The sequence below is a fragment of the Cypionkella sp. TWP1-2-1b2 genome, from assembly GCF_049896245.1.
In the GTDB taxonomy this organism is placed as follows: domain Bacteria; phylum Pseudomonadota; class Alphaproteobacteria; order Rhodobacterales; family Rhodobacteraceae; genus Cypionkella.
On sequence record NZ_JAFCTX010000010.1, the window covers coordinates 62977 to 75638 of the forward strand.

Sequence of the window (12662 nt, forward strand, 5' to 3'; positions counted from 1 at the left end):
TTACGCACGCACCAAACGCTGCATCAAATCCGAAACAACGGCTGTAACAGGCGTGGGATCAAGGCGCTGAACCGCAAGGGCGCGTCGGTGGCTGCCAGACAAATGCAAGCCTCGCCCGCCTCGGCTACGGGCGTGTGCTGCAAATCTTCATTGGCAACCTCAACGTCGCCCGGCCCGAAGCGGTCAGCGGCATCGCGGAAGGCACCGCGCAGAACCAGCGTCAGCTCGGTGCCGCGATGACCGTGATCGGGTACGGCTTGTCCCGCCGGGATATACAAAAGCCGCGCGGTTGCACCTTTGGCAGTGGGCAAAATCGCTTGCCGCACCCCCATCCCCAAGCTGCGCCATTTCACTTCTGCCAGACCACCGCCGATATAATCCAGCAAAGGTGCCGGAAAATCACCACGTTTTGCCAACGGTTTGGCTGTATCTGGCACGCTCAGTCGCGCCAGCAGCGATTCTAAAGCGCCATCCGCCATAGCCACCGCATCGCCTTCCAACACTGCGCCTTCCAACACCGTACCTTCCAAAACGGCGCCGCCCACAGCCTCAAACGCGGCCAGCTGCGCGCGGCAGCTGTCGCACATCGACACATGGGTTGCGACCACAAGGCTGAACGCCTCGGGCAGGTTTCCCGCCGCGTAGGCCATCAGCAAAGGGTCAGACAGGTGGTGACGGATACTCATATAGATGCCTCAGCTTAGGTTCTGGCGCAGACGGTCCAGCGCCAGCCGGATCCGAGATTTGATCGTGCCCAAGGGCAGACCCGTCTCGGCCGCGATTTCGGAATGTGACAGATCACCATAAAACGCCCGTTGGATCAGCGCGCGTTGCTTTTCGGGCAGATCGCGCATTGCAGCCACAAGCCGCGCGGTCTCTTGCCCGGCCTCATAGATATCGGCCTGATCAGGCTCGACATCCGACCCCCAATCCAACGCCTCAGGCTCTGGCCTGCGCGCCTTGCGGGCGACATCAATGCGGCGGTTGCGGGCGATGGTGAACACCCATGTCGCCACCGACGCCCGCGCCGGATCATAAAGCGCTGCCTTTTGCCACAGCACCGCCATCACATCCTGCGCACAATCTTCGGCCAAAGCCGCATCGGTGCCGGATTTCATCAAGAATCCCTTCACCCGTGGCGCGAAATGCTGGAACAGCGCCGCGAAGGCAGCCTTATCCTGACGATCCCGCACAGCGATCATAAGCGCCGTAAAGTCGGTTTCGGTCACGATCTCAATCACGGTATTACCCATTCCACGCAAAACCACCCGCATCGGCGGCGGCATTGACCCATAGATGGGCGCATGAAGGGCAAGGTCAAGCAACATGAAACTTTTACGCAGGGGTTGCGTATCTGGATCACAACTAAAGATGATCCATCGCGCGCGCATCCGCGTATCAATCACACTAGCAACACAGGACGCCCCATGCCCTTCGAGACTTTCGGCCAAGCGCCCCGCCGGATTGCCATCGTCGGGGGCGGCGTCTCTGGCATGGCAGCCGCACATCACCTGGCGCCCGACAACGCCGTGGTGCTGTTTGAAGCCGAGCCGCGCTTAGGCGGTCATGCCCGCACCGTGCTGGCCGGGAAACGCGGCGACCAACCCGTCGATACCGGCTTTATCGTGTTCAACAAGGTCAACTATCCGCACCTGCTGAAAATGTTCGAAAGCCTCAACGTCCCCATCGCCCCCAGCAACATGAGCTTTGGCGCTTCAATCAACGGCGGTCGGCTGCAGTATGCTCTGCGCGATCTGGACAGTTTATTTGCGCAGCGCGGTAATCTGTTAAGTCCCGCCTTCCTGCGCATGTGCCGCGACATCACGCATTTCAACACACACGCCGCAGGGCTTGCCGACGACCCCGAGATGACCATTGGTGGTTTGCTTAAGGCGCTGCGCACCGGCCCGTATTTCCGCGATTACTACATCCTGCCGCTGTCGGGCGCGATCTGGTCCACCCCGCCGCAAGACATCCTGAACTTCCCGGCGCAGGCGTTGATTTCGTTCTTCCAAAACCATGCGTTGATGCAAATATCGAACCAACACCAATGGTTTACGGTTCAGGGCGGCTCTGTCCAATACGTCAATCGCCTGTCCGCCAATCTGCAACGCCATGGGGTCGAGTTGCGGCTGGCTACCCCCATCAGTGGCATCAAGCGCCTGCCTGATGGTGTGCTGGTGCGCGCGAAGGGCGGGGAATGGGAGTTGTTTGATGATCTGATCCTTGCCACCCATTCCGATGATGCGTTGCGGTTGTTGTCTGATCCGACCGAGTCCGAAACCACCGCCCTCTCTGCGATCCGCTATCAGCCGAACCATGCTATTCTGCACGCCGACGCCAATGTGATGCCAAGTCTTCGCAAGTGCTGGTCGTCTTGGGTTTACACCGAGCCGAAGGGGGCGCGGCCAGACAAGATTGATCTGACCTATTGGATGAACTCGTTGCAGCCAATCCCGCAGGATGATCCGCTGTTTGTGACGCTGAACGCCAATCAACCGATTCGGCAGGAATTGATCTATGATCAGGTGACGTTCCGGCATCCGGTCTATGATGGGGCGGCATTGCGGGCGCAGAAGGATATTCGGGCGATGAACGGTGCGCATAACACTTGGTTCTGCGGCGCGTGGATGCGCAATGGCTTCCATGAGGATGGCTTTGCCAGCGCGGTCGATGTGGTGCAGGTGATGCGCGCACAACCGAACGCGACGCGGGTTCTGGCTGGATGAGTGACGTAGACTATATCGCGGGTACGACCTTTCACGGTCGGCGCGGCAGTATAAAAAACCGTTTCGCTTACGGTGTTGATTATGTGTTGCTCAATCTGGAAACTGCACGCGGGCCTTGGTTGTTTTCGCGCAACCGTGGCAATCTGACGTCGCTGCATGATGTCGATCATGGTGGCGCGCCAAAAGCCGGGCGTGGGGTGGCCTGGGTGCGGCAGGTGTTGGCGGAAGCGGGTTTGCCAGAGGCATCCGAGATTTTGCTTTTGGCCCAGCCACGGGTGTTGGGGCATGTGTTTAATCCGGTGTCGTTTTGGTTATGCAGCGATTCCACCGGTTTGCGCGTGGTGATCGCCGAGGTTTCGAACACCTTTGGTCAGCGGCACTGCTATTTGTGCCACCGCGATGATGTGGCGGCGCTGACCCGCGACGATACCGTGAGCGCGCAGAAGATTTTCTATGTCTCGCCGTTTCAGCCCGTCGAGGGCAGTTACCGCTTTCGGTTTGACATCACGCCAGAAAAGATTGGCATCTGGATCGACTATTCGGCGGGGAATGGCGGTTTGATCGCCACATTAACCGGGCAGCGGGTGCCGCTGAGCAATCGGACGATCCTTTTGGCATGTTTGCGGCGGCCATTTGGATCGCGTCGCGTGCTGGCTTTGACCTATTGGCAGGCACTGAAGCTGCGCTGGAAAGGCGCACAGTTTCGCAACCCGCCTGCCCCGCCACATGATGAAATTTCTCGGTAGGGATTATGATGTCGTTTTCAGGCAAGCGGTATTGGTTGGTCGGGGCAAGCGAGGGTTTGGGCTTGGCATTGGCGCAAGCGTTGGCTGCCGAGGGCGCGCAGGTGATTTTGTCGGCGCGCGATCCGGCGCGGCTGGCGAAGGCTTGCGACAAGGTGCCGGGCGCACGGGCGGTGACGGTGGATGTGGCTGATAGGACTTCGGTTGCTGCTGCGGTGGCAGAGGTGGGCGCGGTCGATGGCATGGTGTTTGTGGCCGGGGTTTACTGGCCGATGACCGCGCAGGCGGTGGATGCCGGGCAGCTAGAGGCGATGTGCGATGTGAACCTTACCGGCCTTGCGCGGGTGGTGGGCGCAGTGTTGCCTGAAATGATCGCGCGCGGGTCGGGGCATCTGGTGATCACCGGGTCGTTGTCGGGATTTCGGGGGCTGCCGGGCGCGCTGGGTTATGCGGCCAGCAAGGCGGGGGTGATGGCTTTGGCGGAAAGCCTGTATGCGGATTTGCGCGGCTCGGGCGTGCGGGTGCAACTGGGCAATCCGGGGTTTATTCGCACGCGGCTGACCGCGAAGAATGATTTCTCAATGCCGTTTTTGATGGAGCCTGAACAGGCGGCGGCGGAAATGCTGGCTTTGATGAAGTCGGGGCGGTTCAAGCGCAGTTTTCCTATGGTGTTTTCTTGGCTGTTCCGGGGCAGTCAGTTTTTGCCGGATTGGCTGTATTACCGTTTGTTCGCGGGCAAAAAGGCTTAAGTCCGCGTCAGGCTTGCTATGAAGAAGCCATCCATACCGCCGAGGTCGGGCCAGTAATCGGGGCGCAGTCTGAGGCCGCCTACCGGGGTGATCCATGCGGGGTCGATGCCGGGCAGGTTGGGGCGTTGCACGTTCAGGCCGGGGTGGCGGGCCAAAGCTGCGGTTAACTGCGCCTCGCCCTCATCGGGCAAAAGCGAGCAGGTGCAGAACACCAAACGCCCGCCGGGTTTCAGGAACATCAAGGCGCGGTCGATCAGCGCCGCTTGCAGCGCAGTGAGTTCGGCCAGTTCCGATCCGTCTTTCAGGAAGGGAAGTTCCGGGTGGCGACGAATGGTGCCAGTGGCCGAGCAGGGCGCATCTAAAAGCACCGCGTCGAACAGATGCTCGGGTTGCCAATGCAGGGCGTCGGCGATGACGATTTTGGCTTGTAGCTTGGTGCGGGTCAGGTTTTCGCGCAGTTTTTCCATCCGGGGGGCGGAAATATCCAACGCGGTGACATGCGCGCCGGTGCTGGCCAGTTGCAAGGTCTTGCCACCGGGGGCGGCGCAGAGATCAAGCACTTTCTCGCCGGGTTTGGCGGCGAGCAGCGGGGCAGCCAAAGCGGCAGCAGCATCTTGCACCCACCAATCGCCCGTGGCGTAGCCGGGCAGGGTGGAGACTTGGCCAGGTTCTGTGAGGCGGATCGACCCTGTGGGAAGCCGCGTGCCTTCGGGCAGGGTTTCGCCGCGTGGGGTGATGTCAAGCGGCGGGGCTTTGGCTTGGACCGTTTCGATGGCGGTGACTGTTTCGCGCCCGTAAGCGTGAACCAGTGGTTGGCGCAGCCAGCGCGGCATCAGTTGGGCGGGGCCAGTGAGTGGCGCGCCTTGGGGGATTTTACGCAAAACCGCGTTGATCAGGCCCGCCATATGGCTGGTTTTCTGAGCCTTGCGGGCGAGTTCCACGGCGGCGTTGACCACGCCATGCGCAGCGGTGCCGTCATGGAGTTCAGTCACGGCAAGCCGCAGGATGTTCATCACGGCCAAGGGCGGGGCCTTGCGCAGATGTGGCTCTAACAGTCGGTCAATCGGTTCCAGCAGGCGGATGACTTGCAAAGCAAGGCGTTGGGCGCGGGCGCGGTCTTGTGGGCCGACGCCTTTCAGCGCACCGTTCTTGTTGGCAAGCACGACGGCCATGGTCTGGCCTTCCTCCATGATCGCCGAGAGGATCGCCAAAGTGGCGGCCCGTGCGCTTAAACCTGCGTTTGCCTCTGCCATGTGCCGCCTCTTGAGAATGTGTCGGTTGGCCGTATATCAAGTGGGATGAAGCCGCAAGGAAACCGCGATGAACAGATCTGAACTTCCCCCTGCAGCCCTGCGGGCATTGGCCGAAGCCGAGCAGCGTCGTCGTTTGGCGGATGTTGTTGAGCGGGCTGTAGAATTGGGTGGCCGCAACGGGCCAGAGCCTGTGCGCTATGGCGATTGGGAGAAGAAGGGGCTGGCGGTCGATTTTTGATTTTGGCTGCAGGCTGTTCCCCGCTGGGAGAGACTTGTGGTCTATCGCCCATTAACTACAAAATCTGGTAGTGACAAAAGCCTGTGCCGTTTTCAACGCAAATCAAAAGCGGCGGAATCTCCGGCACCTTTGTCGGTGGTAAATCGCAGTTTTTCGGTGCCTTTGGCTTCAACAAGCTGGCAGTTGTAGGGGATCGGTGTGCCGCTCCAATCCAACTTGCGACAGAAGTAACCATCCTTCCATGTCCAATCGCCAGTGATCTGCCAGCCCAAAGCGCTGCCGGTGATTTGGCCTTTGGGCGTGATGGTGAGGCTGAGATTGTACAGGCCGATACGCAACTCGTGCTTTGCAATGATGTCCACAAAAGCTGTGCGATCGGTGATGGGCTGATAGGTTTCCGCGAAAGCCGGCGCGGTCAGAAGCAGGAAAGCGGCGAGGCTGCGCATGGTGACACCTTATAGGGGTATCGTGCGTTTACGCTGGGGAAAGCGGTTTGGATCAGGTTATGGGGTGATTTTTGGAAGGCTGGATTGGGGGCCAGCCCCCAAACCCCCGGAATATTTAAGCCAGTATGAAAGCAAATTTTAGACAAATTTTAGGGAGTTAGATGCCGAGCACGTCCATCATGTCGTAGCGGCCCGGCTTCTGGGATTGGCCCCACAGCGCGGCTTTGATCGCGCCGCGCACGAAAATCGTGCGGTCGGTGGCGAGGTGGCGCAGGATGATGCGTTCGCCGTCAGCGGCAAATAGCACGTCATGTTCGCCTATGATATCGCCGCCCCTGATCGCCGAAAAACCGATGTCGCCGCGATGCCGCGCGCCGGTGATGCCGTCGCGACCAGAGACTTTTGCCTGATCGAAGTCGATGCCACGGCCTGTCGCTGCGGCATGGCCGAGCATCAAAGCGGTGCCAGAGGGGGCATCGACCTTCATGCGGTGATGCTGCTCGATGATCTCGATATCCCAATCTTCATCCAAGGCGGCGGCGACCTTTTGCGTCAGCCGTGTCAGCAGGTTGACGCCAAGGCTCATGTTGCCGGCCTGGATGATCACGGCGTGATGGGCGGCCAGATCGAGTTTGGCGTGATGCGCAGGCTCCAGCCCGGTGGTGCCGACGACATGGACGGCACGGGCTTGGGCGGCCAGCGCCGCAAATGCGACGGTGGCGGCGGGGGCGGTGAAGTCGATCACAGCTTGCGAGATCGCGAAGGCTTCAAGCGGATCATCGGTGACTTTGACGCCAAGGGCTGCGCCACCCATGCACAGGCCTACGTCTTGGCCGATCCACGCATGGCCGGGGCGCTCGACGCAGCCGACAAGGGTGGCGCTTGGGTGGGCGGTAATACCACGCACCAGCATTTGACCCATGCGGCCTGAGGCGCCTGTGACGGTGATGCCGGGGGTGTTGGTCATGGGATGCTCCGCAGTTTCGCCGGGTTTAGCGGTTTTCAGGGGGGCGTGAAAGCCCGGCGTTGCGGGCCGGGGCGGATTGGCGTATGGGGCGGCATGGCAAACACACGTTCTTATTCGGCCAAGGGGCCTTCGCAGCGTCAACTTCGGGTTGGCGAATTGATCCGGCGCACATTGTCGGAGATTTTGGCACGCGGCGAGGTGCATGATCCGGTGCTGAACGACATGTCGATCACGGTGGGCGAGGTTTCCGTCTCGGTTGATCTGAAAGTGGCGACGGTTTATGTCATGCCGCTGCTGGGTGGCGCGAGCGTCGAGCAGGCGATTGCGTCGTTGGCGAAGAACGCTTGGGAGCTGCGCAAGCGGGTGTCGGCTGAAATGACCCTGCGGCATTCGCCGGAGTTGCGCTTTCGGCCAGATGATACGTTTGATCGGCTGGAAGAGGCACGGCGGCTGTTTGCCGACCCACGCGTGCAGGCGGATGTTGCCAAGCCGGATGATGCGGCGGCTGACGATAAGGCGCAGGAATAATCATGTGGCGGCTGGCGTTTGTGCTGGCTTTTTGCGGCGCGGCGGCCTTTGCGGGCTGCCGGGACATGGCGTTTGAAGGCGCTTCTTATTCCGTTTGCGAGGTGAGCGCTGCTGACGATCTGCGGCTGTTTCATTCGGGGCCTGAGGGGGCTTTGGGCAGTTTTTCGGCGGTGGATCAGACGTTGAAGCCGCAGGGTTTGCGTCTGGATTTCGCGATGAACGCCGGGATGTATCATCGCGATTTGGCACCGGTGGGGTTGTATGTGGAAAATGGGGCACAGGCGGCACCTTTGGTGACACGGGCGGGGCCGGGGAATTTTGGGCTGCTGCCGAATGGGGTGTTTTGTATCGGCAAGACGTTGCGGGTGATCGAGACTTTGGCGTTTGAGGCGGCGGAGCCCAAGTGCCGATATGCAACGCAGTCTGGGCCGATGCTGGTGATTGGCGGAAAGCTGCATCCGAAGTTTTTGGCCGATTCGGATTCGTTGAATATCCGCAATGGCGTGGGGGTTTCGGCGGATGGCAATCGGGCGGTGTTTGTGATTTCTAATGATCCGGTCAATTTCTACGCCTTCGCACGGCTGTTTCGCGATGGGCTGGGGTTGCCGGATGCGCTGTATTTTGATGGCTCGATCTCGCGGCTATATGATCATGACTCTGGGCGGCATGACGCGGGCTTTCCGATGGGGCCGATGGTGGGCGTGGTGGTTGCGCGTTGACCTTGGGTTGAGCGGGGGCTATCGGGCGGTTTGCAACAGGAGATCGGAATGGCGCGCGGCAAAAAGGGTAGGGCGGTTTCGGGCTGGCTGGTAGTGGACAAGCCTGCCGGGATCACCTCGACCGCCGTGGTCAACAAGGTGAAATGGGCGATGGACGCGCAGAAGGCGGGCCATGCTGGCACGCTGGACCCGGCGGCGACCGGGGTGTTGGCGATTGCTTTGGGTGAGGCCACCAAGACGGTGCCTTATGTGACGGATGCGCTGAAATGCTACCGCTTCATGGTGAATTTCGGGGCGGCGACCACGACGGATGATGCCGAGGGGTTGGTGATTGCGGAGTCGGCGTTGCGGCCGTCTGATCGCGAGATTGAAGCAGCGTTGGCGGCGTTTCGCGGCGATATTCAGCAGGTGCCGCCGCAGTTTTCCGCCGTGAAGGTGGACGGTGAGCGCGCCTATGATCTGGCGCGGATCGGTGAGGCAATGGATCTGGCGGCGCGGCCTTTGTGGGTAGAGCGGCTGGAGGTTCTCTCACGGCCCTCGGCGGATCGGGTGGAGTTGGAGATGGTCTGTGGCAAGGGCGGCTATGTGCGCTCGATTGCCCGCGATCTGGGAGCAGTTTTGGGCTGTCTGGGGCATGTGGCGTGGCTGCGGCGGGAGTGGTCGGGGCCGTTTACCGCCGCCGAAGGGATTTCGCTGGAGCAGATTGATGCTTTGGCTAAAACTGCGGAGTTGGATGCGTTTTTGAAACCGTTGGAGTTGGGGCTGGCGGATTTGCCGGAACTGCCCTGCACGCCGGAGGGCGCTGCACGCTTGAAAAACGGCAATCCGGGGATGGTTTTGACCTCGTCAGTTGGCTACGGCGATGAGGCTTGGGCGAGTTATCAGGGCCGGGCTGTGGCGGTGGGGATTTATAAATCCGGCGAGTTGCATCCGAGTCGGGTGTTTAACTGAAGGCCGGTGTTTGACCTAGGCGGGGGTGCCGCCTTGGGGCCCATCGAGGGCCCACGCGGCGGCACCCCCGGGGAATCGGTTTGGGGTGGTGCGCTGGGTGTGAATGCGGACGCTCCGCGGGGAGTATTTTGAAAAGAGCAAACCTGAAGCAGTTGCTCTTTTTGAAATACTCCCGCGCGGCGCGCTGCGGCCGTTTGGGCGGCACCAAGCGGGGTATGAGGAGCGCTTTATGATCACGCGGCGGCATTTGAAGGGCGATGCGGAGAGTGTGGCGGTGTATTCGCCTTGCGAGGCGTATCGTTATGCTTTGACGCGGGTTTGGCAGCCGGGGGGACGTAAAGCATTGTTTGTAATGCTGAACCCATCTACCGCGACCGAGGTGCAGAACGATCCGACGGTGGAGCGCTGTGAGCGCCGCGCGCGGGCTTTGGGGTTTGGCGCGTTTCGGGTGACCAATATCTTTGCCTATCGCGCGACCGACCCGAAGGTGATGCGGGCGCAGTTTGATCCGGTGGGACCGCTGAATGATCCGGCGATTGCCGAGGGTGCGGCGTGGGCGGATCAGGTGATTTGCGGCTGGGGCAGTCATGGCGCGCATTTGGGGCGGGGTTTGGCGGTGGCGGAATTGCTGCGCGGCACGGGGTTGCCGCTGTATCATCTGGGGCTGACCCTTGCAGGGGCACCGAAGCATCCGTTGTATATTGGCTATCAGGTGCAGCCGGAATTGTGGGTCTCAAGCGGCTTGTAGCGTGATGCTGTTGAGATCGAGGTCTGCGACGGATTGCAGGCTTGCCAGGGGGACACCATCCAGCAGCAGTGTGGTGGTGCCAGAGTCAGAGGTTTCCATCGTCAGCTGCGGGTCGGGATGGACGGCGGCGTCATACATCACCACCAGCGTATCTTCTTGCGGGTTGAAATCGGTGATCTGCATCGGCGGATCATTGGCGCCGATGTCGAGGAGATGGAATTCATCGCTGCCTTCGCCGCCATTGCCATAGTCGCCCGCGCCAAGCATCAGCGTGTCATCGCCAGCTTGGCCGTTGATGAAATCAGGCGCGGGATCAGGGTCGTTTTCGGTCTGGCCCCAAATGGTGTCATGGCCTGCGCCGCCGTCGAGGGTGTCGCTGCCCGCACCACCTGTCAGTTGGTCATTGTCCGCGCCGCCATTGAGGGCGTCATCGCCTGCATCGCCTTGCAGGCTGTCGTCGCCGTCGCCGCCGATCAGGCTGTCGGCACCATCGCCGCCCGACAGGCTGTCATCGCCGTCGCAACCTTGCAGGGTGTCGGCATCAGCGCCGCCGTCGAGGCTGTCGTCGCCCGCTTCTCCATGGAGCAGGTCGGCCCCCGCGCCGCCCGTCAGGCTGTCATCACCCGCACCGCCATTGATGGCATCATCGCCGTCGTCACCAATCAGCGTGTCATTGCCGGCATAGCCCGCCAGCGCATCATCGCCGCTTTGGCCAGCGATATGGTCATCGCCTGCATCGCCGCTGAGCATATTGGCGAGATCATCGCCGTTGAGCCACAGGTCTTCCGGGGCGGCGACGATCACGTCATTGGAGGAGATCACGCCGTCTTGTTCGGGGGTATCGCCTTCGCTGGGGGTATCGTCGGGTGCCGCCGCACTGGCATCACGGGAAGACAGCATGTGGAAGATGTTGCTTTCATCGCCGCTGTCGTCTTGGGCTTCATCGGGGTGATCATCGGCCTCTTCCGGGCTGTCATCCGGCGCGGCGAACGAATCGACCATAGCCCCCGCGAACACCGCGCCAAGCAGACCCAGCAAACCAAGCATGACGACAACCTCCGACGCGGCGAAACCGGTGATGTTAACCTTTCGTTAACCATATTTCCCATTAACCTTTTGGTTATATGGGATATTTATAGATCACGTTAGCACAAACACCCCTGCCGATCAAAAGCCGTTTTGGCTATTTCGCCGCTTATTGCCGTAATGGTAAATGATTTGTGGGGTAAACGAGTTGCCGGGGTAAACGATTTGCCGACGCTTTGGCAGCGGCTTTGGTTGCGTGTAATTCTGCTTCCCTTTGCCGCAAAATTCCCCTATCTGCGCTCATCCGTCAGTGATGGCGGTGTCATTGGCTCTGCTGGACGACATCCCGGCTTGTGCCGCAACCCTCTTAACAGGAGATCCCGATGTCGATCACCGTCGAAGAAAAAGCCCGTCTTATCAAAGAATATGCGACCAAAGAACACGACACCGGCTCGCCGGAAGTTCAGGTTGCGATTCTGTCGTCGCGTATTGCTACGCTGACCGAGCACTTCAAAACCCACAAGAAAGACAACCACTCGCGCCGCGGTCTGCTGATGCAGGTTGCTCAGCGTCGTAAGCTGTTGGACTATCTGAAGGGCAAAGATGAGTCCCGTTACGCTTCGCTGATCGCACGCCTCGGCCTGCGTCGCTAAGCTTTTCGGTTTGGTAGTTGGAACGCCCGTGGTGAAAGCTGCGGGCGTTTTGCTTTTGGGGGCTTACCAGATTTTCCACCACGGCTTGCTTTGGGATTGTTGCGGCTTGTTAAGCGCAACCTATTGTTTTTCCATCATTTGCGAGAAGCGTGCAAAGTCATGGTCGCTTTCTGGAGCCATATACAAGAGCGGGCCAAAGGCCGCCGCATAATCGGTAAGATAGTTAGCTTTTTCGCCGTAGTAAGCACTGGCAAAGCGATTTCCTTCTTCGGTCAGGTCTTCATCGGTGAACTTGCCGTCCAGATTTTTGAAGAGAAACTCGGTGGCGGGCATTTCGCCATTTATGACTTGAGCGACATCTTCTGGCCACTCATCCAGATGGAGTTGGCCTGCCCACCCTTTGATGAAACACCACTTCATAAACAGCGCGATATGGGTGCCGCCGTATTCTTCCGGTGAGGTTGCAGGAAAGTCGCCCCCAGCATGCCAACTTGCATCATCATATTTCATTGCCGCTCGCCGCACTTTTGCTCGGTGATGAATGCCTGCATATCAAAAGCCTGCGCCGGGCCTGATCCTAACCCCGCGTCGATCATGGCTTGCATCTCGGCCAAAGACGCTTGCCGGGTTTGATGGCACCGGATCAGCTTGCGCATGTAGTCGCGGCCATTGGAAAATCGCCTATCTTTAGGTCTGCATCTCAATCTAGGTTTTATCGAGCCGGATAAGGATAGTGAACGTGCCCATTCCATCAGATTGGCGTTGTTGGCGCAGGATGTCAAACAGCCACTCCCCCTTCCCAAACGCCCCAATTTCCTGTAGACGCGCGCAATCTGCGATATGAGGCCTGCCCCCGGCCGCATGCATTAGGATTGGGGGCGGCGGCAATGGGGCCGCGATTCAAAAGGAAGA

The 12662-nt window shown here is 60.0% G+C and carries 17 protein-coding genes; 9 read left to right on the forward strand and 8 right to left on the reverse strand.

The window, feature by feature from the left end; all coding sequences use genetic code 11:
* Positions 1 to 23: 23 nt before the first annotated feature.
* On the reverse strand, positions 24 to 686 hold the full coding sequence (locus ACP7AP_RS08610; RefSeq protein ID WP_426033794.1) for a ChrR family anti-sigma-E factor: 663 nt from the start codon (positions 684 to 686) through the stop codon (positions 24 to 26).
* 9 nt (positions 687 to 695) lie between these two features.
* On the reverse strand, positions 696 to 1253 hold the full coding sequence (locus tag ACP7AP_RS08615; RefSeq protein WP_426033875.1) for a sigma-70 family RNA polymerase sigma factor: 558 nt from the start codon (positions 1251 to 1253) through the stop codon (positions 696 to 698).
* Between the two features lie 174 nt (positions 1254 to 1427).
* Between ACP7AP_RS08615 and ACP7AP_RS08620 the strand changes: the two genes are divergently transcribed.
* Genes ACP7AP_RS08620 through ACP7AP_RS08630 form a run of 3 tightly spaced genes read left to right on the forward strand, consistent with a single transcriptional unit; the run spans position 1428 to position 4221 of the window.
* Positions 1428 to 2729 carry an NAD(P)/FAD-dependent oxidoreductase gene (locus ACP7AP_RS08620; RefSeq protein WP_426033795.1) on the forward strand — a complete coding sequence of 434 codons (1302 nt, stop codon included), beginning with the start codon at positions 1428 to 1430 and terminating at the stop codon, positions 2727 to 2729.
* A complete protein-coding gene (locus tag ACP7AP_RS08625) occupies positions 2726 to 3475 on the forward strand; it encodes a DUF1365 domain-containing protein (protein WP_426033796.1) in 750 nt (249 codons plus the stop codon). The genes ACP7AP_RS08620 and ACP7AP_RS08625 overlap by 4 nt, the downstream gene beginning before the upstream one ends.
* 5 nt (positions 3476 to 3480) lie before the next feature.
* Positions 3481 to 4221: an SDR family NAD(P)-dependent oxidoreductase gene (locus tag ACP7AP_RS08630; protein ID WP_426033797.1), complete on the forward strand. Its 741-nt coding sequence runs from the start codon at positions 3481 to 3483 to the stop codon at positions 4219 to 4221.
* Here ACP7AP_RS08630 and ACP7AP_RS08635 read toward each other — a convergent pair.
* Positions 4218 to 5474, reverse strand: coding sequence for an RsmB/NOP family class I SAM-dependent RNA methyltransferase (locus ACP7AP_RS08635; RefSeq protein WP_426033798.1), 1257 nt, complete (start codon positions 5472 to 5474; stop codon positions 4218 to 4220). The genes ACP7AP_RS08630 and ACP7AP_RS08635 overlap by 4 nt on opposite strands.
* 67 nt (positions 5475 to 5541) lie before the next feature.
* Between ACP7AP_RS08635 and ACP7AP_RS08640 the strand changes: the two genes are divergently transcribed.
* A complete protein-coding gene (locus tag ACP7AP_RS08640) occupies positions 5542 to 5712 on the forward strand; it encodes a DUF1674 domain-containing protein (protein ID WP_426033799.1) in 171 nt (56 codons plus the stop codon).
* 92 nt (positions 5713 to 5804) lie between these two features.
* Here ACP7AP_RS08640 and ACP7AP_RS08645 read toward each other — a convergent pair whose 3' ends face one another.
* Both ACP7AP_RS08645 and dapB read right to left on the reverse strand, forming a co-directional pair.
* Entirely contained in the window at positions 5805 to 6158 is a 354-nt protein-coding gene (locus ACP7AP_RS08645) for a dihydrodipicolinate reductase (protein WP_426033800.1), read from the reverse strand.
* 157 nt (positions 6159 to 6315) lie between these two features.
* Positions 6316 to 7125: a 4-hydroxy-tetrahydrodipicolinate reductase gene (gene dapB, locus ACP7AP_RS08650; RefSeq protein ID WP_426033801.1), complete on the reverse strand. Its 810-nt coding sequence runs from the start codon at positions 7123 to 7125 to the stop codon at positions 6316 to 6318.
* 93 nt (positions 7126 to 7218) lie between these two features.
* Between dapB and rbfA the strand changes: the two genes are divergently transcribed.
* From rbfA to ACP7AP_RS08670, 4 genes are all read left to right on the forward strand, one after another.
* Positions 7219 to 7653, forward strand: coding sequence for a 30S ribosome-binding factor RbfA (rbfA, locus tag ACP7AP_RS08655; RefSeq protein ID WP_426033802.1), 435 nt, complete (start codon positions 7219 to 7221; stop codon positions 7651 to 7653).
* A 2-nt stretch (positions 7654 to 7655) separates the two neighbouring features.
* A complete protein-coding gene (locus ACP7AP_RS08660) occupies positions 7656 to 8372 on the forward strand; it encodes a phosphodiester glycosidase family protein (RefSeq protein ID WP_426033803.1) in 717 nt (238 codons plus the stop codon).
* Positions 8373 to 8420: 48 nt separating this feature from the next.
* Entirely contained in the window at positions 8421 to 9323 is a 903-nt protein-coding gene (gene truB / locus ACP7AP_RS08665; RefSeq protein WP_426033804.1) for a tRNA pseudouridine(55) synthase TruB, read from the forward strand.
* A gap of 229 nt (positions 9324 to 9552) precedes the next feature.
* Positions 9553 to 10071 carry a DUF1643 domain-containing protein gene (locus ACP7AP_RS08670; protein WP_426033805.1) on the forward strand — a complete coding sequence of 173 codons (519 nt, stop codon included), beginning with the start codon at positions 9553 to 9555 and terminating at the stop codon, positions 10069 to 10071.
* Here ACP7AP_RS08670 and ACP7AP_RS08675 read toward each other — a convergent pair.
* The gene (locus ACP7AP_RS08675) at positions 10057 to 11118 is read right to left on the reverse strand and encodes a calcium-binding protein (protein ID WP_426033806.1); all 1062 of its coding nucleotides are present in this window, start codon (positions 11116 to 11118) and stop codon (positions 10057 to 10059) included. The two genes, ACP7AP_RS08670 and ACP7AP_RS08675, sit on opposite strands and share 15 nt — an antisense overlap.
* 362 nt (positions 11119 to 11480) lie before the next feature.
* On the opposite strand from ACP7AP_RS08675, the gene rpsO reads away from it, so the two are divergent.
* Positions 11481 to 11750 carry a 30S ribosomal protein S15 gene (gene rpsO, locus ACP7AP_RS08680; protein ID WP_426033807.1) on the forward strand — a complete coding sequence of 90 codons (270 nt, stop codon included), beginning with the start codon at positions 11481 to 11483 and terminating at the stop codon, positions 11748 to 11750.
* A 120-nt stretch (positions 11751 to 11870) separates the two neighbouring features.
* Here rpsO and ACP7AP_RS08685 read toward each other — a convergent pair whose 3' ends face one another.
* Both ACP7AP_RS08685 and ACP7AP_RS08690 read right to left on the reverse strand, forming a co-directional pair.
* Positions 11871 to 12260, reverse strand: a complete 390-nt coding sequence (locus ACP7AP_RS08685; protein WP_426033808.1) for a hypothetical protein — start codon at positions 12258 to 12260, stop codon at positions 11871 to 11873.
* Entirely contained in the window at positions 12257 to 12406 is a 150-nt protein-coding gene (locus tag ACP7AP_RS08690) for a hypothetical protein (protein WP_426033809.1), read from the reverse strand. Before ACP7AP_RS08690 ends, ACP7AP_RS08685 begins: the two co-directional genes overlap by 4 nt.
* Positions 12407 to 12662: the final 256 nt, after the last annotated feature.

Bases quoted from the DNA above. Each gene is read 5' to 3' on its own strand.
- ACP7AP_RS08610 (WP_426033794.1), bottom strand. From the start codon at position 686: ATGAGTATCCGTCACCACCTGTCTGACCCTTTGCTGATGGCCTACGCG.
- ACP7AP_RS08615 (WP_426033875.1), bottom strand. From the start codon at position 1,253: ATGGGTAATACCGTGATTGAGATCGTGACCGAAACCGACTTTACGGCG.
- ACP7AP_RS08620 (WP_426033795.1), top strand. From the start codon at position 1,428: ATGCCCTTCGAGACTTTCGGCCAAGCGCCCCGCCGGATTGCCATCGTC.
- ACP7AP_RS08625 (WP_426033796.1), top strand. From the start codon at position 2,726: ATGAGTGACGTAGACTATATCGCGGGTACGACCTTTCACGGTCGGCGC.
- ACP7AP_RS08630 (WP_426033797.1), top strand. From the start codon at position 3,481: ATGATGTCGTTTTCAGGCAAGCGGTATTGGTTGGTCGGGGCAAGCGAG.
- ACP7AP_RS08635 (WP_426033798.1), bottom strand. From the start codon at position 5,474: ATGGCAGAGGCAAACGCAGGTTTAAGCGCACGGGCCGCCACTTTGGCG.
- ACP7AP_RS08640 (WP_426033799.1), top strand. From the start codon at position 5,542: ATGAACAGATCTGAACTTCCCCCTGCAGCCCTGCGGGCATTGGCCGAA.
- ACP7AP_RS08645 (WP_426033800.1), bottom strand. From the start codon at position 6,158: ATGCGCAGCCTCGCCGCTTTCCTGCTTCTGACCGCGCCGGCTTTCGCG.
- dapB (WP_426033801.1), bottom strand. From the start codon at position 7,125: ATGACCAACACCCCCGGCATCACCGTCACAGGCGCCTCAGGCCGCATG.
- rbfA (WP_426033802.1), top strand. From the start codon at position 7,219: ATGGCAAACACACGTTCTTATTCGGCCAAGGGGCCTTCGCAGCGTCAA.
- ACP7AP_RS08660 (WP_426033803.1), top strand. From the start codon at position 7,656: ATGTGGCGGCTGGCGTTTGTGCTGGCTTTTTGCGGCGCGGCGGCCTTT.
- truB (WP_426033804.1), top strand. From the start codon at position 8,421: ATGGCGCGCGGCAAAAAGGGTAGGGCGGTTTCGGGCTGGCTGGTAGTG.
- ACP7AP_RS08670 (WP_426033805.1), top strand. From the start codon at position 9,553: ATGATCACGCGGCGGCATTTGAAGGGCGATGCGGAGAGTGTGGCGGTG.
- ACP7AP_RS08675 (WP_426033806.1), bottom strand. From the start codon at position 11,118: ATGCTTGGTTTGCTGGGTCTGCTTGGCGCGGTGTTCGCGGGGGCTATG.
- rpsO (WP_426033807.1), top strand. From the start codon at position 11,481: ATGTCGATCACCGTCGAAGAAAAAGCCCGTCTTATCAAAGAATATGCG.
- ACP7AP_RS08685 (WP_426033808.1), bottom strand. From the start codon at position 12,260: ATGAAATATGATGATGCAAGTTGGCATGCTGGGGGCGACTTTCCTGCA.
- ACP7AP_RS08690 (WP_426033809.1), bottom strand. From the start codon at position 12,406: ATGCGCAAGCTGATCCGGTGCCATCAAACCCGGCAAGCGTCTTTGGCC.